Here is a 20,634-nt window from a genome sequence, read left to right as displayed (position 1 = left end):
CTGCACGCATCGCTACCCCTGGGTAACAACCGGGGGTAGCGTGGCATCAGTCGCACACGTCGACGCAGCCGCATCGAGCTTCGAGGGGGCAGCCGTGACCACGACGCAGAACGGCCGACCGGCACCGGACGGCCCCGACTCCGAAGCCGCACCCGGCACCGCCGGGGCCGCCGCGCCACTGCCCGCCGAAGCCGGCCAGGTCTCCGAGAAGGAGGCCCGGCAGGTCGCCGAGGCCGCCCGCGAGTCCACCTGGGACCGGCCCAGTTTCGGCAAGGAACTGTTCCTCGGCCGGTTCCGACTCGACCTCATCGACCCGTGGCCACGCTCCGACCCGGACGAGGTGGCGCGCGCCGAGGAGTTCCTTGGCCGGTTCCGCGCCTTCCTCACCTCCGAGGTGGACGGCGCGGCCATCGAGCGCGACGCGTCCATTCCGGACGCCGTGTTCCACGGGCTGGCCGACCTCGGCGCGTTCGGCATGAAGATCGATCGCAGGTACGGCGGGCTGGGGCTGAGCAACCTGCACTACTGCCGGGCGTTGATGCTGGCAGGATCGGTCAGCCCGGCGATCGGCGCGCTGCTCTCCGCGCACCAGTCGATCGGGGTGCCGCAGCCGCTGAAGATGTTCGGCACCGCCGAGCAGAAGCAGCGGTTCCTGCCCCGGCTCGCCGCCGGCGAGGTGTCCGCGTTCCTGCTCACCGAGCCGGACGTCGGCTCCGACCCGGCCCGGCTTGCCACCACCGCCGAGCCGACCGAGGACGGCACCGGTTACCGGCTAAACGGGGTGAAGCTCTGGGCCACCAACGGCATCGTCGCCACCCTGCTGGTGGTGATGGCGCGGGTGCCCGCCACCGAGGGCCGGCGCGGCGGGATCACCGCGTTCGTGGTGGACGGCGACAGCGCCGGCATCACCGTGGAACGGCGCAACGAGTTCGTCGGCCTGCGCGGCCTGGAGAACAGCCTCACCCGGTTCCACGACGTGTTCGTGCCCGCCGAGAACGTCATCGGCGGCGAGGGCAAGGGACTCAAGATCGCCCTGACCACGTTGAACACCGGTCGGCTCTCGCTGCCGGCGATGTGCGTGGGTGCCGGCAAGTGGGCGTTGAACGTGGCCCGGGAGTGGGCCGCCGACCGGGTCCAGTGGGGTCGGCCGGTGGGCGAGCACGAGGCCGTCGCGCAGAAACTCTCCTTCATCGCCGCCACCACGTACGGCATGGAGACCATGCTCGACCTGTGCTGCCTGCTCGCCGACGACGACCGCAACGACATCCGGATCGAAGCGGCGCTGGTCAAGCTGTACGCCAGCGAGATGGCCTGGAAGATCGCCGACGACCTGATCCAGATCCGGGGCGGGCGTGGCTACGAGACGGCCGACTCGCTGGCCGCCCGCGGCGAACGCCCGGCCGCCGTCGAGCAGATGCTCCGCGACCTGCGGATCAATCGGATCTTCGAGGGCTCGACGGAGATCATGCACCTGCTGATCGCCCGGGAGGCGTCGACGCCCACCTGTCGGTGGCCGGCGACATCATCGACCCGGACGCGGGGCTCGGCCGCAAGGCCCGGGCCGGCGCCCGCGCCGGCGCGTTCTACGCGAAGTGGCTGCCCACCCTGGCCGTCGGCCGGGGCCAGAGCCCATCGGCGTACGCCGAGTTCGGGCCCCTGGCCGCGCACCTGCGCCAGGTCGAACGGTCGTCGCGCAAGCTGGCCCGGTCGACGTTCTACGCCATGTCGCGCTGGCAGGGAAAGATGGAGCGCAAGCAGGCGTTCCTCGGCCGGGTGGTGGACATCGGCGCGGAGCTGTTCGCGATGTCCGCGGTCTGCGTCCGGGCGTCCGCCGAGCGGGACAGCCGTCCGGAGAACGTCGAGCTGGCCGACCTGTTCTGCCGGCAGGCACGGGTACGGGTGGACGCCCTGTTCAGCGCTCTGTGGGACAACACCGACCCGGTCGACACCGCCGCCGCGAAGCGGATCCTCGCCGGCCGCTACGCCGGCCTGGAGGAGGGTGTCATCACCCCGTCCGACGAGCTGCCCTGGGTGGCCCGCTGGTCGCCCGGCCCGTCCACCGCCGAGGACGTCCGCCGCCGCATCCCGCCGAAACCGTGACCAGGTGTCGCGGTCAGCGGGCGACCGCCCAGGCCAGCACCGCCGCCAGGATCAGGCCGTTGAGCACCGCCAGACCCAGGTACGCCACGGGCGGGATCTTCCTGCCCCGACGGACGAAGGAGACCAGGACGGCGGCGTAGCCGAGCAGCAGGACGGCGATGACGACCAGGAAGTAGAACACCCGAAGACCTTAGCGGCCCCTGCCGCGCAGGCCGAGTTGGCGCAGCTCCAGCGCGGCAAGGGCGTCGACGGTGTCGTCGTCGCCGCGTCGCCACGCCTCGGCGACGTCCGGCGCGATCCGGGTGAGCCGGCCCAGCGGTTGGGTGGCCAGCGCGCGCAGGGCGAGCAGGTCCCGACCGGCCGGTCCGGCGGCCAGCTTCGCGGCCGACCCGGCCCGCCGCATCCAACGCAGCCGCAGCGGCAGCCACCCGAACAGCACCAGGCCGAGCGGGAAGATCAGCACCGCGATCGTGAGGGCGAGGGCGAGCTGGTCGACGAGGTGCTGCTGGTCGCGGCCGGCGTCGGCGAGCGAACGGGCGGCGTCGGCGGCCCGCTGGAAGGGCGCGGTCAACTCGTCGCCGACCAGCGGCACCCGGCCGACCTTGCTGCCGGCGTCGCCCAGGTTGTCGGCGAGCCCGCTGCCGGCGCCCTCCAACTTCTGCCCCGGTACGGCGAGCTTCTGCACCAGGTCGTGCAGCCACAGCGCGCCGCGGATCGCGACGTACACCCAGGCGACGACGAGCAGGTCGGTGAACAACTGGCGGGCGGCGGTCGGAAACCGATCGGCGTAAATTTTCACGCCGGACAGCGTGTCACGAACGGCCGGGAACCGGCACCCGTCGGACCAGCGGCCGGGGTGGCCCGAGCGGCGGCGGTGTCAGCGGGCGCAGTCCGGGCAGGTGCCGAAGATTTCCAGGGTGTGGCTGACGTCGGCGTAACCGTGTTGCTCGGCGACCCGGTCGGCCCAGCTCTCCACCGCCGGGCCGGCCACCTCGACGGTGCGCCCACAGGCCCGGCAGACCAGGTGGTGGTGGTGCCCCTCGCTGCACCGGCGGTAGAGGTGCTCACCGCCCGGCGGGCGCATCACGTCGATCTCGCCCGCGTCCGCCAGAGCCTGCAGGGTGCGGTAGACCGTGGTCAGGCCGACCCGCTCACCGCGCTGGCGCAGCATCGCGTGCAGGTCCTGGGCGCTGTGGAAGCCCTCCATCTCGCCCAGCAACGCGCTCACCGCCGAGCGCTGTCGGGTGTTGCGCACCGCGGCGCCACTCTCGCTCATGATCCCTCCCCGGCGTGGCTGACCGCGTCCGCCACGATGTGCGCGACGTGCTCGTCGACCAGGCTGTACGCGATTTCCCGACCTCTGCGGGAGCCCCGGACGACGCCCGCGCCGCGCAGCACGCGCAGGTGCTGGGAGACCAGCGGTTGCGCGGCGCCCAGCTTTTCCACGAGCTCGTGCACACACCGCTCACCGTCGGCCAGCTCGCTGACGATGGCCAGCCGGATGGGCGCCGACAGGGCGCGGAGCAGCTCGCTGGCCCCGTCGAACCCGTCGTACCCCGTGGCGCTGGTCATCCCGCAACGGTAACCAATAGCGCCGACATCCGACTGATCAGGATGAGCCCAGCACGACCTCGTGCGGCTCGGGTGTCGGCGCGGCGGCCGGGGTCGCCCGGCGGCGCAGCGTCCGCCAGACCCCACCGGCGACGGCCACCACGAGGAAGGAGGCGATCGCCAGCAGCACCACCGAGGCGCCCGGAGCGGTGTCCGCGGTGGCCGCCACCCAGACACCCGAGCCGGCGGCGAAGAACCCGAGCGCCATCGCGGCGGTCATCGTGCTGCGGAAACCCCGGGTGACCTGCTGAGCGGTAGCCACCGGCACCACCATCAGCGCACTGATCAACAGCACCCCGACGGCGCGCATCGCGATGGTGACGGTCACCGCGGTGGTGACCGCGATCAGCAGGTTGAGCGTACGCACCGGCAGGCCGGAGACCCGCGCGTACTCCTCGTCGTGGCTGATCGCGAAGAGCGCCGGGCGCAACGCGATCATGGCGACCACGATCGCGGTGCCGAGCACCCCGATGGTGATCAGATCGGCCGGGAAGATGGTGGTCAGCGACCCGAACAGGTAGGCGTTGAGGTTGGCGCTGGTCGCGTCGGAGAGGCCGACGAGCAGCACACCACCGGCGATGCCGCCGTAGAAGAGCAGCGCCAGCGCCAGGTCGCCCGAGGTACGCCCGCGGGAGCGGACCAGCTCGATGGCGATCGCGCCGACGGTGGCCACGATCACCGCCACCAGCACCGGCGAGCGGTTGAGCAGGAGCCCGGCGCCGACGCCGGTCAACGCCACGTGCCCGATTCCGTCGCCGATCAACGCGAGCCGGCGCTGCACCAGGTAGATACCGAGCGCCGGCGCGGCCAGGCCGATCACCAGCGCGGCGATCAGGGCCCGCTGCATGTACGGGTACTGGAAGAGTTCCATGGTCAGTTGCTCCACAGCCCGGCGGGCTCGTCGGGACCGTGCGGGTGCACGTGGTCGTGGTCGGGCTCCGCGTGATGGCCGGCCGGGTCCGGCACCGCGCCGTCGTGGCAGATGCCACCCTGATGGACGACGACGGACCGGGTGATCACCGGTCGCAGCGGACCCAGTTCGTGGGCCACCAGGAGCACCGTCCCGCCGCCGGCGACGAAGTCGCGCAGCGCGCCGGCGAACGCCTCCTGGCTGGCCGCGTCCACGCCGGCGGTGGGTTCGTCGAGGACCAGCAGTTCCGGCTGACCGGCCAGCGCGCGGGCGATCAGCGTGCGCTGCTGCTGACCTCCGGAGAGGGTGGCGACCGGATCGGTGGCCCGGTCGGCGAGCCCGACCGCGCGCAGCGCGGCGTCGACGGCGGCCCGGTCGGCTCTGCCCGGCGGGCGGAGCACCCCTCGACGGGCCAGCCGGCCCGAGGCCACGACCTCGCGAACGGTGGCCGGGACGCCGCCGCCCGCGCCCAGGCGCTGCGGCACGTACCCGATCCGTTCCCACTGCCGGAAGCGACGCAACGGGCGGTCGAAGAGGGTGATCGAGCCGGCGTTGAGCGGCACCAGCCCCAGCACGGCGCGGATCAGCGTGGACTTGCCCGACCCGTTGGCGCCGAGCAGTGCCACCACCTCGCCGGCGGAGACGGTGAACGAGATGTCGCGGAGCACGGGACGGCCGTCGTAGCCGACCGTCCCGTGCTGCACGGTGATGACAGGAGTGGTCACGAGCAGCTCAGGGCCGTCCGCAGTGCCTGCAGGTTCGTACGCATCACCGAAAGGTAGTCCCCGTTGCTGCCGGCGGCGAGTCCTTCGATCGGGTCCAGCACCGCGGTCTTCGCGCCCACCTGACCGGCGATGGTCTCGGCGACCTTCGGGCTGACCAGCGTCTCGAAGAAGATCGTGGTGCTCTTGTGCTCCTTCGCCTCCTCGATGACCTGCGCGAGCCGCTGCGGGGAGGGCTCGACGTCCGGGCTCAGCCCGGTGATGCCGACCTGCTCAAGGCGGTACCGGTCGGCGAGGTAACCGAACGCGGCGTGGCTGGTCACGATCTCCCGCCGCTGGCACGTCGCCAGGCCCTGGTTGAACTCGCCGTCCAGGGCCGTCAGGTCGGCGCGCAGCGCCGAGGCGCGGGCGGTGTAGTCGGCGGCGTGGTCCGGGTCGGCCCTGCCGAGCCGCTGGGCGAACTGGTCACCGATGGTGGCCAGCCGGGTCGGGTCGAGCCAGACGTGCGGGTCCTTGCCGCCGGTGTTCTCCTCCTCGGCGTGCTCGCCCGCACCCTCGTGGTCGTGCCCGGCCGCGGTCGCGTCCAGCAGCGGTTGCACGCTCGTCACGTCGAACGTCCGGTCGCCGCCGTTCTGCGCGACGGCGTCGTCCACCGCCGGCTGGAAGCCCTTCAGGTAGACGATCAGCTCCGCCTCGGTGACCTGGCCGACCTGGCTCGGGGTGAGTTCCAGGTCGTGCGGCTCGGCACCGGGCTTGGCGAGGTTGGTCACCCGGACCGCGTCCCCGCCGATCCGCTCGGCGAGGAACTGCAGGGGGTAGAACGCGGCCACCACGTCGACCCGTTGGGGGTCGGCGCTGGCGGCACCGCCGGTGGAGCAGCCGGCACCGGCACCCAGGGCGAGAAGGGCGGTGGCGGCGGCCAGGACGCGAGACGTGGTGCGGTTGGTCATGTCATCAACTGTCCGTGGGAACGATAATGATTGTCAAAAACGCATGATTGCATGTCAGAGCAGCTTTGCCAGGCCCACCGTCACCAGAAGGGTCAGCATCAGCAGCCGGATCAGCCGGGTCTGCGGTGCCTGAACCGGCCAGGTCGTCACCAACAGGGCGATCAGGGCCGCCGCGAGCGCGAGCGTCAGCAGCCCGCCGATCACACCGGGCGTGAAGAACGCCACCAGCACCACCACCAGGGTGAGCAGGAACACCGACGTCGGGTTCGCCCCGGCCAGACGCGCCAGCAGGGGGCGCTGCGTACGCTGCATCCCACAGACTCTACGAGGAGGAACCCCCGGTGCTGGTGACCAACCGGTTCGTGGTCGACGTCGACGTCGCCGACGACTTCACCGAACGGGCGCACGCCGCCCTCACCGCGCTGGCCGCCTGCCCCGGCTACCTACGTGGCCAACTGGTCCGGGCGCTCGACGACCCGCGGCACTGGTCCCTGGTCACCGAGTGGGAGTCGGTCGGCACCTACCGGCGGGCACTGGGCGCCTTCGAGGTCAAGGTCAGCGCCGTGCCGCTGCTCGCCGAGTCGGTCGACGAACCGTCCGCGTACGAGGCGCTGGCCACCGCCGCGCCCGGCGGGGCCGTGGTGGTCGCCGAGAGTGATCGGGCTGCGGGTCCTTACCGCTGAGCCGGCGGACACTACGCTGCTCCTATGACCGCACCCGCCCCGCCGCCCGGTCCCGGTGTGGCTCCGCCGTTCGCCGCGCCACCCACCGAGGGTCGCCGGACGCGGCTTTGGATCGGCCTCGGCGTCGGCGCGCTCGCCGTACTCCTCTGCTGCGGCGGTGGCGGCGCGGCCGTCGTCGGCCTGGCCGTCACCGGCGTGCAGGCCGTCCGCGAGCAGGGCCGCACCGTGACCGGCGACTACTACCAGGCGCTGGTGGAGCGCAACTACGGGCGGGCGTACGACCAGCTCTGCGACGACGCGCAGCGGCGCGAGTCCCGCGCCGAGTTCGAACGACGGGCCGCCGCCGAGCCCCAGGTCGCCGCCTTCCGGGTCGGTGAGGTCGACACCATCAACCTGATCGTGCCGGTCGACGTGACGCTCGACGGCGGCGACCGGGAGCAGCAGCAGGTCAGCCTGGGCCAGGACGGTCAGACCGGCGGCATGGAGGTCTGCGGGGTGAGCTGACCGGCTCCCGGTATTCTGCTGGGCTCGGGGCGACGGTGGTCGTACCGTTGGCCCGAACCGACCGTTCCATCCACATCTCGCCCCCGCCGACCGCCAGCCGGCGTAGGAGGAAACATGCCAGTCGACCGTATCGACGCCGTCGTCAGTCTCGCCAAGCGCCGAGGCTTCGTCTTCCCCTCCAGCGAGATCTACGGAGGCACCCGATCGGCGTGGGACTACGGTCCGCTCGGCGTGGAACTCAAGGAGAACGTCCGCCGGCAGTGGTGGAAGACCATGGTGCAGCAGCGCGACGACGTGGTCGGCCTCGACTCCGCCGTGATCCTGGCCCGCAAGGTGTGGGAGGCGTCCGGCCACATCGCCGAGTTCGTCGACCCGCTCACCGAGTGCCAGTTCTGCCACAAGCGCTTCCGGGCGGACCACCTGGAGGAGGCGTACGCCGAGAAGCACGGCAAGCCGCTGACCTCCCTCGCCGAGCTGAACTGCCCCAACTGCGGCAACAAGGGCACTTTCACCGAGCCGAAGATGTTCAACGGCCTGATGAAGACCTACCTCGGCCCGGTGGAGAGCGACGAGGGGCTGCACTACCTGCGCCCGGAGACCGCGCAGGGCATCTTCGTCAACTACAAGAACGTCGAGACGGTCGCCCGCAAGAAGCCGCCGTTCGGCATCGCGCAGACCGGCAAGTCGTTCCGCAACGAGATCACCCCGGGCAACTTCATCTTCCGGACCCGGGAGTTCGAGCAGATGGAGATGGAGTTCTTCGTCGAGCCGGGCACCGACGAGCAGTGGCACGAGTACTGGCTCCAGGAGCGCTGGAACTGGTACCTCGACCTCGGTCTGTCGGCGGACAACCTGCGCCTCTACGAGCACCCCAAGGAGAAGCTCTCCCACTACTCGAAGCGCACGGTCGACATCGAGTACCGCTTCCAGTTCGGCGGCAGCGAGTTCGCCGAGCTGGAGGGTGTCGCCAACCGCACCGACTTCGACCTCTCCACGCACAGCAAGCACTCCGGGGTCGACCTGTCCTACTTCGACCAGACCAAGAGCGAGCGCTGGATGCCGTACGTCATCGAGCCGGCCGCCGGTCTGACCCGCGCGGTGCTCGCCTTCCTGCTGGAGGCGTACGACGAGGACGAGGCGCCGAACACCAAGGGCGGCGTGGACAAGCGCACCGTGATGCGGTTCGACCCGCGGCTGGCCCCGGTCAAGGTGGCGGTGCTGCCGCTGTCGCGTAACGAGGCGCTGTCGCCGAAGGCGAAGGACCTCGCCGCGCTGCTGCGTAAGCGCTGGGTGGTGGAGTTCGACGACTCGCAGGCGATCGGCCGCCGCTACCGCCGGCAGGACGAGATCGGCACCCCGTTCTGCGTGACGGTCGACTTCGACACGCTGGACGACAACGCCGTGACGGTACGCAACCGGGACACCATGGCCCAGGAGCGGGTCTCCCTGGACCAGGTCGAGCGTTACCTGATCGAGCGCCTCCCCGGCTGCTGAGACGGTGGGCACGGGGCCTCGGCCGACGCGGAAAGCGCCGGTCGGGGCCCCGTACACTTGTCCGGTGACTGCCTCGACCCTGCCCGCGCTGCGCCCGCTGACCCTTGGGCCGCACCAGGTGTGGCCGCCGGTGGTCCTCGCGCCGATGGCGGGGATCACCAACGTCGGCTTCCGCCGGCTCTGCCGGGAGCAGGGCGGCGGCATCTACGTCTGCGAGATGATCACCACCCGGGCGCTGGTCGAGCGGAACCCGAAGACGCTGCGCATGATCGCGTTCGGCGACGACGAGCACCCGCGCAGCCTCCAGCTCTACGGCACCGACCCGGAGATCACCGCTGCGGCCGTGCGCATCGTCGTGGAGCGCAACCTGGCCGACCACATCGACCTCAACTTCGGCTGCCCCGTACCCAAGGTCACCCGGCGCGGCGGCGGCGCCGCGCTGCCCTGGCGGCGCCGGCTCTTCGCCCGGCTGGTGAAGGCCGCGGTCGCTGCCGCGTCGCCGGCCGGGGTGCCGGTCACGGTGAAGATGCGCAAGGGCATCGACGACGACCATCTGACGTACGTCGAAGCCGGGCTCGCCGCCCAGGAAGCCGGCGTCGCCGCGGTGGCCCTGCACGGGCGAACGGCCGGGCAGCGTTACTCGGGCACCGCCGACTGGGACGCGATCGCCACGTTGAAGCAGGCCCTCGACGTGCCCGTGCTCGGCAACGGTGACATCTGGGAGGCCGACGACGCGCTGCGGATGGTCGCGCACACCGGGGTCGACGGCGTGGTGATCGGCCGTGGCTGCCTGGGGCGGCCGTGGCTCTTCGCCGACCTGGAGGCCGCGTTCAACGGTCGGCCGGAGCGGCGACTGCCCACCCTCGGCGAGGTGGCGGTGACCATGCGCCGGCACGCCGAACTGCTGGTCGACCAGTTCGTGGCGGGCGCGCGCAACCCGGCCCGGGGCGAGCGGGACGGCTGCACCGACTTCCGCAAGCACGTCGCCTGGTACCTCAAGGGCTTCCCTGTCGGCGGTGAACTGCGCCGCTCGCTGGCGATGATCGAAAGCCTGGCCCAGCTCGACGACCTGCTCGGCAAGCTCGATCCGGCGGAGCCGTTCCCCGTGACCGCCCTGGGCCAGCCCCGCGGGCGTACCAACTCGCCGGGCAAGGTTTTCCTACCCGACGGCTGGCTGGCCAGCCGGGACGACGACACCGTCCCCGAGGGCGCCGAGTTGGACGACTCCGGCGGCTGACGCCCGGGACAGCTGCCGGTCCGCGCTCGCGTCCGCGTCTCGGTCGGCCCTTCGGTCTGCGCCTCGTGCCGGGCCTCAACGCACCGACGGGCCGTCCTCGCCACCGACTGACCGCATCTCGAAGGGCCGGGCCCCTGGTGGGGTCCGGCCCTTCGGTGTTCGTCGTGTTGGTGGTGTGGGTCAGTTGGTGGAGTAGCCGCGGGTGGCGATCCAGTCGGCGAGGTGTTCGACGGAGATCCAGTAGGAGGCGGTGTAATCGGCGCGCCTGGTGAAGCCGGCACGCGGGACGAGGCGGGCTGATCCACTCGGGTTCGGTGATATCGCGGTGTCCGGTGGCGGCGGATACCCCGATGTCGGCGAAACCGAGTCGATCAGGGGCCTAAGTCTGGTTGACGCCCTCACGCGCTGCGGGGCGCTGCCCGGGGACGGCCGGTGTCGCCGGCCAGGGGATCTCGGGTGCGCGGTGGAAGGTGACGCCGGCGGTGGACCAGCGCGGGCCGTGCCCGGCCAGCCGCTCGCGGAAGCCGTCCCAGTCGTGCGTCGTTCGAGGTGACCAGCCCAACTCGGCGACGGCGGGCAGCCGGGGCAGCAGCATGAACTCGATCTCGGCGAGCGAGGTGACCGATTCGGTCCAGAGCGGGGCCTCCACGCCGAGTACGGCCGTGGTGGGCACACCGGCGACGTGCGTGCCGGGATCCCAGTCGTACGCCGTGCGCACGTCGATGAGCCCCGCCCAGTCGTGCCCGATCGGGGTGTCCGGGGCGTACTTCATGTCCAGGTAGGCGTGGTTGCCGGGGGAGACGATGAGCCGCGCACCCCTGCGCACCGCGTCGGCCGTCGCCGGGTCCTCGCCCCCGTTCGTCCCCCACCACTGCAGGACCCGCCCGTCGACGTGCCCGGCCGGGGCGAGCTGGTGCCAGCCGACCACGGTCTTGCCGAGCCCGGCCACGATGCGCTGCACCCGCTCGACGAAACCGGTGTACACCTCGCCCTTGACCTTGAACGCCTCGTCGCCACCGATGTGCAGCCACGGCCCAGGGCTGAGCGCGGCCACCTCACCGAGCACGTCGGCGATGAAGTCGTACGTGCGCTCGTCGGACGGGTCGACGTAGCTGAAGCCGACCTCGGTGCCGGTGTACGGCGGGGGTGCGACCTTGTCGGGTGCCAGTTCCGGGTACGCGACAAGCGCCGCGTTGGTGTGCCCGGGCAGGTCGATCTCCGGGACGACGGTGACGTGGCGGTCGGCGGCATAGGCGACGATCCGCAGGTAGTCCGCCTTCGTGTAGGAGCCGCCGGGCCCTCCGCCGACCGCGGTGGTGGCGCCGACGGTGGTCAGCCTCGGCCAGGAGTCGACCGCGATGCGCCAGCCCTGGTCGTCGGTGAGGTGCAGGTGCAGGTGATTGAGCTTGTATCGGGCCAGGTGGTCGATGACTCGCAGGACGTCCTCGACGGCGAAGAAGTGCCGTGCCACGTCGAGCATCGCGCCCCGCAACGGGAATCGGGGGGAGTCGGTGATGGTGCCGCCGGGCAACGTCCACCGTGCGGTGACCGGGGTCGGGCTCTCGATCGACGGGGGCAGCAGTTGGCGCAGGGTCTGCGCGCCGTAGAAGAGGCCGGTGGCGGTGGCCCCGGTGATGGTGACCCCGGCCCGGGTCACGGTGAGCCGGTATCCCTCGGCGCCCAGGCTGTCGTCGTCGGCCAGTGTGAGCGTGATGCCCCCGCCCGGTGCCGGTCGGGTGGTGTCGGTGACCGGCAGCGGGTACCCGGTGGCGGGCCGCAGCAGCTCGGCGAGGTGCGCGGCGACCGTCAGCACGGCGGGGTCGGCGCTGGCCACGATGACCGCGTCGGGCGGCAGCAGCCAGTCATCGGCCGGAGCGGGGTCGACCTGCCGTGGAGCGGGTACGACGTCGGAGAGCCGGATCGGGGTCGGCGGGGCGAGCAGATCGCCCGCGGACCGTTCGGCGGCGCGGGCCAGCGTGGCCGCGTCCGCCTCGTGCGACGGCAGCGACACCGGGTCGGCGGGTCCGGCCGCGCCGGGGGTGAGACCGGGGGAGGGGGTGGTCGACACGGCAGCGACTCCGGGGTGTATTCGCGTCGGTTATGGCAAAAGTGAGGTTCACCGGCTGGCGTGCCGTCAAGCGTACGGCGCTCGGTCGGGATGCGTGATCCTGCGCATGGAAGCGTTCCCAAAAACCGGTACGAACGCGGATAGTCGTGATGGCTGTGCCTATTGTCACCGAACGGTCCCAGGCCACTCGATGTTCGCTTAACCTTCGCCCTGAACCTTCGTTAAGTGTCAATCCGGCGCGCGTGGGAGGCTCTGGTGGCAGCGCAAGAGACCGTCGATCACAAGTACGTCTACGACTTCTCCGAGGGCAACAAGGACCTCAAGGACCTGCTCGGCGGAAAGGGCGCCAACCTCGCCGAGATGACCAACCTCGGCCTGCCGGTGCCCCCCGGCTTCACCATCACCACCGAGGCCTGCCAGGCGTACCTCGCGACCGGCCAGGAGCCGGACGGGCTCGCCGGTCAGATCGAGAAGCACCTGGAATCGCTGGAGCGTGCCATGGGCAAGCGCCTCGGCGACCCGCAGGACCCCCTGCTGGTGTCCGTCCGCTCCGGCGCGAAGTTCTCCATGCCCGGCATGATGGAGACCGTCCTCAACGTCGGCCTCAACGACCAGAGCGTGGTCGGGCTGTCCGCACAAGCCGGAGGGAACGACCGGTTCGCCTGGGACTCCTACCGGCGGCTCATCCAAATGTTCGGCAAGACCGTCTGCGAGGTGCCGGGCGAGGAGTTCGAGCACGCCCTCGACGAGGCCAAGAGCGCCAAGGGCACCTCCAACGACCTGGATCTGGACGCCGACGATCTGCGCGGGCTGGTCGACGCGTACAAGAAGATCTTCCTCAAGCACACCGGCCGGGAGTTCCCGCAGCAGCCGCGCGAACAGCTCGACCTGGCCATCCGCGCCGTCTTCGAGTCGTGGAACGCGGAGCGCGCGGTGCTCTACCGCCGCCAGGAGCGGATCCCGGCCGATCTCGGTACCGCGGTCAACGTGGTGACCATGGTCTTCGGCAACCTCGGTCCGGATTCCGGTACCGGCGTCGCGTTCACCCGCGATCCGGGCAGCGGGGCGCAGGGCATCTACGGCGATTACCTGGCCAACGCGCAGGGTGAGGACGTGGTCGCCGGCATCCGCAACACCGTCCCGTTGCAGGAGCTGGAGCGGCTCGACAAGTCCTCCTACGACGAGCTGCTCGGCATCATGGCCCGGCTGGAGGAGCACTACAAGGACCTCTGCGACATCGAGTTCACCATCGAGCGCGGCAAGCTGTGGATGTTGCAGACCCGGGTCGGCAAACGAACGGCCGCCGCCGCGTTCGTCATCGCCGGTCAACTCGTCGACGAGGGCCTGATCGATCTGGACGAGGCGCTGCACCGGGTCAACGGCGCGCAACTGGCGCAGCTGATGTTCCCCCGCTTCCAACTCGACCACCAGTTCGAGGCGGTCGCCACGGGCATCGGCGCCTCGCCCGGCGCGGCGTCCGGCAAGGTGGTCTTCACCTCGGCCCGGGCGTCGAGCTGGCCGCCGAGGGTGAGGCGGTGATCCTGGTCCGTCGGGAGACCAACCCGGACGACCTGAACGGCATGATCGCCTCGAAGGGCATCCTGACCTCGCGTGGCGGTAAGACCAGCCACGCCGCCGTGGTGGCCCGGGGGATGGGCAAGACCTGCGTGTCCGGGGCCGACGAGATCGACGTGAACGTGCCGGCGAAGCGGTTCACCGTGGCCGGGCAGACCGTCACCGAGGGCGACGTCGTCTCCATCGACGGCACCACCGGCAAGGTCTACCTCGGTGAGGTGCCGGTCATGCCGTCGGAGGTCGTGCAGTACTTCGAGGGCAGCCTCGACCCCGAGCACATCGACAACGCGCTGGTCCGGGCCGTACACCGGATCATGACGCACGCCGACGGCAAGCGGCGGCTCGCGGTCCGCACGAACGCCGACACCGGCGCGGACGCCGCCCGGGCCCGGCGCTTCGGCGCCGAGGGCATCGGGCTGTGCCGCACCGAGCACATGTTCCTCGGCGACCGGCGGGAGTTGGTCGAGCGGCTGATCCTGGCCCGGGCCGAGGGCGAGCGGGAGGCGGCACTGGCCGCCCTGCTGCCGTTGCAGCGGGCCGACTTCGAGGAGATCTTCCGCGAGATGGACGGCCTGCCGGTCACCGTCCGGCTGATCGACCCGCCGCTGCACGAGTTCCTGCCGCCGTTGGAGCAGCTCGCGGTCAACGTGGCGGTCGCTCAGGAGCGTGGCGAGGACGTGGCCAAGGAGGAGGCACTGCTCGCCGCCGTCCGGCGGATGCACGAGGAGAACCCGATGCTCGGGTTGCGGGGCGTACGTCTCGGCCTGGTCATCCCCGGCCTGTTCGCGATGCAGGTCCGTGCCATCGCCGAGGCGGCCGTGGCCTGCGCCCGGGGCGGTGGGGTGGCCAAACCGGAGATCATGGTGCCGTTGGTCGGCGCCGTGCAGGAGCTGGAGACGGTTCGCGCCGAGGCCGAGAAGATCATCGCCGAGGTGGTCGGGGACAGCGCGGTCGAGGTGCTGATCGGCACCATGATCGAGGTACCCCGGGCGGCGCTCACCGCCGGCCAGATCGCCGAGGCGGCGCAGTTCTTCTCCTTCGGCACCAACGACCTGACGCAGATGGGCTGGGGATTCTCCCGCGACGACGTCGAGGGCGCGTTCTTCTGGCGGTACCTGGAGCTGGGCATCTTCGGCATCTCACCGTTCGAGTCGATCGACCGCGACGGCGTCGGCCGGCTGGTGCGGATCGCCGCCGAGGAGGGTCGGGCCGCCCGGCCCGGGCTGAAGCTCGGCGTCTGCGGCGAACACGGCGGGGACCCCGACTCGGTGCACTTCTTCCACGAGGTCGGCCTGGACTACGTGTCCTGCTCGCCGTTCCGGGTGCCGGTGGCGCGCCTGGAGGCCGGCCGGGCGGCCGTGGAGACCGGCGGGTCGGACAGCCGCTGACGCGGGGCCGGCGGCGGACCGGGCCACCCGGCCGCCGCCGGCACCCACGCTGAGATCGGCCAATCGGCGGTTGTGGACCTGCCGTCGATGTCGTGGGCGGGTCGAGCGGCTGTGGCGGGCGTAACCTTGGCTCGCTCGCTCGCACGCGGGCGGATTGCGTATGCCGTCGAGGGGGAAGGGTGACTGCATGACCAGCGTCTGGGAGAGCCTGACCGTCGATGCCCGTGATCCGGCCCGACTGGCCCGCTGGTGGGCCGAGGCGCTCGGTTATCAGATCATCACCGAGAAGCCGGGCGGCGTGGAGATCCGCGAGTCCGCGGACCGGCGCCCCGCCCTGTTCTTCGGCCCGGTGGCCGACGGCAAGGAGCGCAAGAACCGGCTGCACCTCGACCTGCGCCCCACCGACCAGGAGGCCGAGGTCGAGCGGCTGGTCGACATGGGCGCCCGGCACGTCGACATCGGTCAGGGTGACGTCGAGTGGACGGTGCTGGCCGACCCGGAGGGCAACGAGTTCTGCGTTCTCCGTGAGCGCGAGGAGTGAGCCGGGTTTGCGAGCCCCGCAGTCGCGAACAGCGGCGGCTGCGTGAAGAGTGAGTGAGCCCGCTCCGGCCGACGCCCGGCTGGTCGAGGAGGCACCCAAGGACACCGGCCACCGCCGGTCGCCGTACGAGCGCGACCGGGCCCGGGTGCTGCACTCGGCGGCGTTCCGCCGGTTGGCCACGAAGACCCAGGTGCACACCGCCGGCACGGACGACTTCCTGCGTACCCGGTTGACCCACTCGCTGGAGGTGGCCCAGATCGCCCGGGAGATGGGCGCCCGGCTGGGTTGCGACCCGGACGTGGTGGACGTCGCCGGGCTGGCCCACGACCTCGGGCATCCGCCGTTCGGGCACAACGGCGAGGCCGCGTTGGACCTGCTCGCCACGCCCTGCGGCGGTTTCGAGGGCAACGCGCAGACGCTGCGGGTGCTGACCCGCCTGGAGGCGAAGGTGCTCGCCCCGGACGGTACGTCCGCCGGACTGAACCTGACCCGGGCGTCGCTGGACGCGATCGGCAAGTATCCGTGGCCGCGCCGTCCCGGGCAGCGCAAGTTCGGGGTGTACGGCGACGACACGGCGGTCTTCGACTGGATCCGGGCCGGTGCGCCCGGAGACCGGCGCTGCCTGGAAGCCCAGGTGATGGATTGGGCCGACGATGTCGCGTACTCGGTGCACGACGTGGAGGACGGCGTCCACGGCGGTTATGTCACGCTGCGGCCGTTGCTCGACGACGCCGACGAGCGGGCCGCGCTCTGCGCGGACGTGGCCGCCACGTACTCGGGGGAGTCCGCCGCCGACCTGGCCGAGGTGCTGGTCGCGTTGTTGGCCGATCCGCTGCTCGCTCCGCTCGCCGGGTACGACGGCAGCCATCGGGCCCAGGTCGCGTTGAAGGCCACCACCAGCGGGTTGACCGGCCGGTTCGTGTCCGCGGCGGTGGCCGCCACCGAGGAGCGCTTCGGCCCCGGCCCGCACCGCCGCTATGCCGCCGATCTGGTGGTGCCGCGTCTGGTTCGGGCGCACTGCGCCCTGCTCAAGGGCATCGCGCTGCGCTACGTGATGCGCCGTTCCGGCTTCCGGGGTCGCTACGAGCGGCAGCGCACGATGTTGGCCGAGTTGGTGGCCGCGCTGGTCCGGCGGGCTCCGGACGGGCTCGACCCGATCTTCGCCCCGCTGTGGCGGGCCGCGCCGGACGACGCCGCCCGACTGCGGGTGCTGATCGACCAGGTCGCCTCGCTCACCGACCCGGCGGCGGTGACCTGGCACACCCGCCTGGTCGGCGACGGCGCACCGCCACCGGGGCACGGCGGAGATTAGGTTAGCCTAAGTGGCATGACGGAACGCCCCAGGAACGTCACCTCGGTCCGGGTGCTGCGCACCGAGCGGCCCACCCCACACCTGATCCGGCTCGTCCTGGGTGGGGACGAACTGGCCGACCTGCCGGTGGGAGAGTTCACCGACCACTACATCAAGCTGGTCTTCCCGCAGCCCGGCGTCGAGTATCCGCAGCCGCTGGACCTCGCGGCGATCCGTCGGGACCTGCCCCGGGAGCAGTGGCCCCGGCTGCGCGCGTACACGGTGCGGCGTTGGGATCCCCTGGTCGAGGAGTTGACCGTGGACGTGGTGCACCACGGCGACGAGGGGCTCGCCGGCCCGTGGGCCGCCGCGTTGCGCCCCGGCGACCCGGTGCACTTCGTCGGCCCCGGCGGGGCGTACGCGCCGAGCCCGGACGCGGACTGGCACCTGCTGGTCGGCGACGAGAGCGCCCTGCCCGCGATCGCCGCCGCCCTGGAGCGGCTGCCGCTGGGCGCCCCGGCCCACGTGTTCGTGGAGATCGCCGACCCGGCGGAGGAGCAGAAGCTGCTCAGCCCCGGCGCGGTCCAACTCACCTGGCTGCACCGTGGCACCAGTCCGGTGGGTGCCGCCCTGGTGGCGGCGGTGCGGGAGTTGGATTTCCCACCCGGTCAGGTGCACGCCTTCGTGCACGGCGAGGCGACGTTCGTCCGTGAGCTGCGCCGACTGCTGCGCACCGAGCGGGGCGTGTCCGCCGACCGGCTCTCCATCTCCGGCTACTGGCGGCGCGGGATGGACGACGAGGGCTGGCGTTCCACCAAGGCCGACTGGAACCGGCAGGTGGCGGCCGAGGAGGCCACCGCCGCCTGAGCGCGACGCACGGTCAGGGCTCGCTGTCCGGTTCCTGGCTGTCCGCGCTGAGTCGCCGGGTGAGCAGGACGGCGTAGCCGACGATGGCCGGTGCGAGCAGGAGCAGCAGCAACCTCGGCGCGCGCACCGTCGCGGCGATCACGGTGACCGAGACAGCCCCGTAGATGGTGATCGCCAGCCGGGTGCCGCTCGGCCGGCTCCACTGCCAGTACAGCGCCAGCCCGCAGAGCATCCAGCCCACCACCGAGGCGGCCAGCAGTAACCGCAGTTCCAGTGGCAGCCGGGTCGCGTTGTCGTCGGCCAGCCTGACCACCTGCCCGAGCGCCCAGCCGAGCAGTAGCAAGGCCCCGTCGAGCGGGACGTGCAGGTAGCTGTACGCCAGCGCCTCGCGCAGCCGGTTCCGTAACAGGCGGGTGGTGACGAACGTGGTGTAGACCCACCAGACGGCGGCCGGCACCAGGAAGGCCAGTCCCGCCGTGACGATCATGTGCGGGCTGGGATGGTCCGGCACCGCGAAGAGCAGGCTGGCCAGCGCGCTGCCCAGCACGATGATGGTGAACTGGCCGATCCGTTCCGGCAGGTGCCGACTGTCCACCGGCCACCGGTCCAGTCGATGCCGCCCCACCCAGGGAGTGGCCAGCTCGACGGCCATCCCGACGACCCACAGCACGGGGCGTGCCCGGACGGGCGCGGCCAGCGAGGCCAGCCAGATCAGCCAGCCCGACCCGAAACCGGTCAGGTACACCGTGGTCACCGCGCGGGCCATCGGGCTGGTCGGCCGGGCCCGCAGGTACAGCAGGAGCAGCACGCCCCGAACGATCAGGTACCCGACCGGCAGCAGGACGCTCTCCGGCATCTCGTCCACACCGAGCGTCATAGCGCCGGCGCCGACCAGCGCGACGAGCACCAGCATCCGGTGTAATGCGTCGTCCGGGTCGAACCGGTTGTCGTAGTAGACCTGCCCCACCCAGGCCCACTGGATCACCACGAAGAGCCCGATCACGGCCAGCACGGAGGTCGGCGACGGGGTCGGATCCTTCCCCAGCCGGTTGACGACGGCCGCCAGCGCGTACACGAAGATGAGGTCGAGGAAGAGCTCCAGCCAGGTGGCGTGTCGGTGGCCGGCCTCGTCGGCCTGCGGGCCCTGCCCGGGTAGGCCCAGCCGGCCGAGCAGCCATCCGGGCCAGTGGACACCGTCGGCCCGTACCCTGCGCATCTGGTCATGGTCCCCGCGCGGAGCTGGCCCGCGGGGGAAAACCGGTGAGCGGGCAGCGGCCGCCGCCACACCCGGCGTCCCCCGGCGGGCACGTCGTCGGTCCGGCAGGGCAGGATGTACGGCGAGGGGGTGGCGCATGGCTGGGCGGATCCGGGACGAGGACATCGCACTGGTCCGGGAACGCACCTCGATCGGGGATGTGATCTCCGAGACGGTCACCCTGAAGTCCGCCGGTGGCGGCAACCTCAAGGGCCTGTGCCCGTTCCACGACGAGAAGAGCCCGTCGTTCAACGTCTCCCCGGCTCGCAACGTCTGGTACTGCTTCGGCTGCGGCGCCGGCGGCGACGCGATCAAGTTCCTGATGGACGCCGAACACCTCAGCTTCGTCGAGTCCGTCGAACGGCTGGCCGGCCGCGCCGGCATCCAGCTGCGCTACGTCGAGGACGACCGGGGCACCCCGCGTCCGCGCCCGCAGCAGGGCCAGCGTCAGCGTCTGGTCGCCGCGCACGCCGCCGCGGTGGAGTTCTACCGGGCGCAGCTGAGCACCGCAGGCGCCCGCCCGGCCCGGGAGTTCCTGGCCCAACGGGGCTTCGACCGGGCCGCCGCCGAGCGCTACGGCTGCGGCTTCGCGCCGGAGGGCTGGGACCCGCTCACCAAGCACCTGCGTCAGCAGGGCTTCACGTACCAGGAGCTGGTGACGGCCGGGCTGTCCCGGGAGTCCCGCTCCGGCACGCTGATCGACCGGTTCCGTCGCCGGCTGCTCTGGCCGATCCGGGATCTCGCCGGGGACGTGATCGGCTTCGGGGCGCGCAAGCTCTTCGACGACGACGACGGCCCGAAGTACCTGAACACCCCCGAGACGCCGATCTACAAGAAGTCGCACGTGCTCTACGGCATCGACCAGGCCAAACGGGAGATCGCCAAGCAGGGCCGAGCGGTGATCGTCGAGGGCTACACCGACGTGATGGCCTGCCACCTGGCCGGGGTGACCACGGCGGTGGCGACGTGCGGCACCGCGTTCGGCGCGGACCACATCGGGGTGCTGCGCCGGCTCCTGCTGGACACCGACTCGGTGGCGGGCGAGATCATCTTCACCTTCGACGGGGACGCCGCCGGGCAGAAGGCCGCGCTGCGCGCCTTCTCCGACGACCAGCGCTTCGTGGGCCGGACGTTCATCGCGGTCAGCCCGGACAACATGGACCCGTGCGAGCTGCGGCTCGCCAAGGGTGACCTGGCGGTGCGCGACCTGGTCGCCCGGCGCGAGCCGCTGGTCGACTTCGCGCTGCGACACGAGCTCAGCCGCTTCGACCTGGACACCGTCGACGGTCGGGTCGAGGCGATGCGCCGGGCCGCGCCGCTGGTCGCGCAACTCAAGGACCGGGAGAAGCGCCCGGAGTACGTCCGCAAGCTCGCCATGGACCTCGGCATGGAGATCGAGCCGGTGCAGCGGCGGTGCTCGCCGCCGCCACGCCCCGCC

17 protein-coding genes and 3 pseudogenes are annotated in these 20,634 nt (G+C 71.6%); 10 read left to right on the top strand and 10 right to left on the bottom strand.

Annotated features, from left to right (window positions below; genetic code table 11):
- Positions 1 to 94: 94 nt before the first annotated feature.
- Positions 95 to 2,100, top strand: a pseudogene (locus JNW91_RS14810) (acyl-CoA dehydrogenase family protein).
- 13 nt (positions 2,101 to 2,113) lie between these two features.
- Here the strand turns inward: JNW91_RS14810 and JNW91_RS14805 are convergent.
- The 8 genes from JNW91_RS14805 to JNW91_RS14770 all read right to left on the bottom strand — a co-directional run bounded on the left by JNW91_RS14805 (position 2,114) and on the right by JNW91_RS14770 (position 6,605).
- On the bottom strand, positions 2,114 to 2,281 hold the full coding sequence (locus tag JNW91_RS14805) for a hypothetical protein (protein WP_203175667.1): 168 nt from the start codon (positions 2,279 to 2,281) through the stop codon (positions 2,114 to 2,116).
- Positions 2,282 to 2,290: 9 nt separating this feature from the next.
- Complete coding sequence (locus tag JNW91_RS14800; RefSeq protein ID WP_203175665.1) at positions 2,291 to 2,899, bottom strand: hypothetical protein; 609 nt, start codon at positions 2,897 to 2,899, stop codon at positions 2,291 to 2,293.
- Between the two features lie 78 nt (positions 2,900 to 2,977).
- Positions 2,978 to 3,376: a Fur family transcriptional regulator gene (locus tag JNW91_RS14795; protein ID WP_203175660.1), complete on the bottom strand. Its 399-nt coding sequence runs from the start codon at positions 3,374 to 3,376 to the stop codon at positions 2,978 to 2,980.
- Positions 3,373 to 3,672, bottom strand: coding sequence for an ArsR/SmtB family transcription factor (locus tag JNW91_RS14790; RefSeq protein WP_088988100.1), 300 nt, complete (start codon positions 3,670 to 3,672; stop codon positions 3,373 to 3,375). Before JNW91_RS14790 ends, JNW91_RS14795 begins: the two co-directional genes overlap by 4 nt.
- A gap of 37 nt (positions 3,673 to 3,709) precedes the next feature.
- Positions 3,710 to 4,582, bottom strand: a complete 873-nt coding sequence (locus JNW91_RS14785) for a metal ABC transporter permease (RefSeq protein ID WP_203175691.1) — start codon at positions 4,580 to 4,582, stop codon at positions 3,710 to 3,712.
- 2 nt (positions 4,583 to 4,584) lie between these two features.
- Positions 4,585 to 5,346 carry a metal ABC transporter ATP-binding protein gene (locus tag JNW91_RS14780; protein WP_203175659.1) on the bottom strand — a complete coding sequence of 254 codons (762 nt, stop codon included), beginning with the start codon at positions 5,344 to 5,346 and terminating at the stop codon, positions 4,585 to 4,587.
- Entirely contained in the window at positions 5,343 to 6,293 is a 951-nt protein-coding gene (locus JNW91_RS14775) for a metal ABC transporter substrate-binding protein (RefSeq protein WP_203175658.1), read from the bottom strand. Before JNW91_RS14775 ends, JNW91_RS14780 begins: the two co-directional genes overlap by 4 nt.
- Positions 6,294 to 6,347: 54 nt before the next feature.
- On the bottom strand, positions 6,348 to 6,605 hold the full coding sequence (locus tag JNW91_RS14770) for a hypothetical protein (protein WP_203175657.1): 258 nt from the start codon (positions 6,603 to 6,605) through the stop codon (positions 6,348 to 6,350).
- 29 nt (positions 6,606 to 6,634) lie between these two features.
- On the opposite strand from JNW91_RS14770, the gene JNW91_RS14765 reads away from it, so the two are divergent.
- The 4 genes from JNW91_RS14765 to dusB all read left to right on the top strand — a co-directional run bounded on the left by JNW91_RS14765 (position 6,635) and on the right by dusB (position 10,211).
- Positions 6,635 to 6,976, top strand: coding sequence for an antibiotic biosynthesis monooxygenase family protein (locus tag JNW91_RS14765; protein WP_179780495.1), 342 nt, complete (start codon positions 6,635 to 6,637; stop codon positions 6,974 to 6,976).
- Positions 6,977 to 7,000: 24 nt separating this feature from the next.
- A complete protein-coding gene (locus JNW91_RS14760; RefSeq protein ID WP_203175655.1) occupies positions 7,001 to 7,480 on the top strand; it encodes a hypothetical protein in 480 nt (159 codons plus the stop codon).
- A gap of 114 nt (positions 7,481 to 7,594) precedes the next feature.
- Positions 7,595 to 8,974 (top strand): glycine--tRNA ligase, encoded by a 1,380-nt coding sequence (locus JNW91_RS14755; RefSeq protein WP_203175653.1) that lies wholly within the window; start codon positions 7,595 to 7,597, stop codon positions 8,972 to 8,974.
- Positions 8,975 to 9,038: 64 nt separating this feature from the next.
- Positions 9,039 to 10,211 carry a tRNA dihydrouridine synthase DusB gene (gene dusB, locus JNW91_RS14750; protein ID WP_203175651.1) on the top strand — a complete coding sequence of 391 codons (1,173 nt, stop codon included), beginning with the start codon at positions 9,039 to 9,041 and terminating at the stop codon, positions 10,209 to 10,211.
- Positions 10,212 to 10,590: 379 nt separating this feature from the next.
- Here dusB and JNW91_RS14745 read toward each other — a convergent pair whose 3' ends face one another.
- Positions 10,591 to 12,300 (bottom strand): beta-N-acetylhexosaminidase, encoded by a 1,710-nt coding sequence (locus JNW91_RS14745; RefSeq protein ID WP_203175689.1) that lies wholly within the window; start codon positions 12,298 to 12,300, stop codon positions 10,591 to 10,593.
- 234 nt (positions 12,301 to 12,534) lie between these two features.
- Here JNW91_RS14745 and ppdK point away from each other — a divergent pair.
- The 4 genes and pseudogenes from ppdK to JNW91_RS14725 all read left to right on the top strand — a co-directional run bounded on the left by ppdK (position 12,535) and on the right by JNW91_RS14725 (position 17,941).
- Positions 12,535 to 15,242, top strand: a pseudogene (gene ppdK / locus JNW91_RS14740) (pyruvate, phosphate dikinase).
- Positions 15,243 to 15,429: 187 nt separating this feature from the next.
- On the top strand, positions 15,430 to 15,783 hold the full coding sequence (locus JNW91_RS14735; protein ID WP_203175650.1) for a VOC family protein: 354 nt from the start codon (positions 15,430 to 15,432) through the stop codon (positions 15,781 to 15,783).
- A 49-nt stretch (positions 15,784 to 15,832) separates the two neighbouring features.
- A complete protein-coding gene (locus tag JNW91_RS14730) occupies positions 15,833 to 17,095 on the top strand; it encodes a deoxyguanosinetriphosphate triphosphohydrolase (RefSeq protein ID WP_203175649.1) in 1,263 nt (420 codons plus the stop codon).
- Between the two features lie 15 nt (positions 17,096 to 17,110).
- Positions 17,111 to 17,941, top strand: a complete 831-nt coding sequence (locus JNW91_RS14725) for a siderophore-interacting protein (RefSeq protein ID WP_203175648.1) — start codon at positions 17,111 to 17,113, stop codon at positions 17,939 to 17,941.
- A 13-nt stretch (positions 17,942 to 17,954) separates the two neighbouring features.
- Here the strand turns inward: JNW91_RS14725 and JNW91_RS14720 are convergent, their stop codons facing one another.
- Complete coding sequence (locus JNW91_RS14720; protein WP_203175645.1) at positions 17,955 to 19,157, bottom strand: low temperature requirement protein A; 1,203 nt, start codon at positions 19,155 to 19,157, stop codon at positions 17,955 to 17,957.
- Between the two features lie 114 nt (positions 19,158 to 19,271).
- On the opposite strand from JNW91_RS14720, the pseudogene dnaG reads away from it, so the two are divergent.
- Positions 19,272 to 20,634 (top strand): annotated as a pseudogene (dnaG, locus tag JNW91_RS14715) (DNA primase); the annotation flags it as partial.

The organism is Micromonospora parastrephiae, assembly GCF_016802865.1.
Lineage (GTDB): Bacteria > Actinomycetota > Actinomycetes > Mycobacteriales > Micromonosporaceae > Micromonospora > Micromonospora parastrephiae.
This window is presented reverse-complemented; position numbering and strand designations above follow the sequence as displayed.

Coding starts and splice junctions, on each gene's coding strand:
- JNW91_RS14795 (WP_203175660.1), bottom strand. CDS start 3,376: ATGAGCGAGAGTGGCGCCGCGGTGCGCAACACCCGACAGCGCTCGGCG.
- JNW91_RS14775 (WP_203175658.1), bottom strand. CDS start 6,293: ATGACCAACCGCACCACGTCTCGCGTCCTGGCCGCCGCCACCGCCCTT.
- JNW91_RS14760 (WP_203175655.1), top strand. CDS start 7,001: ATGACCGCACCCGCCCCGCCGCCCGGTCCCGGTGTGGCTCCGCCGTTC.
- JNW91_RS14755 (WP_203175653.1), top strand. CDS start 7,595: ATGCCAGTCGACCGTATCGACGCCGTCGTCAGTCTCGCCAAGCGCCGA.
- JNW91_RS14770 (WP_203175657.1), bottom strand. CDS start 6,605: ATGCAGCGTACGCAGCGCCCCCTGCTGGCGCGTCTGGCCGGGGCGAAC.
- JNW91_RS14720 (WP_203175645.1), bottom strand. CDS start 19,157: ATGCGCAGGGTACGGGCCGACGGTGTCCACTGGCCCGGATGGCTGCTC.
- JNW91_RS14735 (WP_203175650.1), top strand. CDS start 15,430: ATGACCAGCGTCTGGGAGAGCCTGACCGTCGATGCCCGTGATCCGGCC.
- JNW91_RS14790 (WP_088988100.1), bottom strand. CDS start 3,672: ATGACCAGCGCCACGGGGTACGACGGGTTCGACGGGGCCAGCGAGCTG.
- JNW91_RS14725 (WP_203175648.1), top strand. CDS start 17,111: ATGACGGAACGCCCCAGGAACGTCACCTCGGTCCGGGTGCTGCGCACC.
- JNW91_RS14785 (WP_203175691.1), bottom strand. CDS start 4,582: ATGGAACTCTTCCAGTACCCGTACATGCAGCGGGCCCTGATCGCCGCG.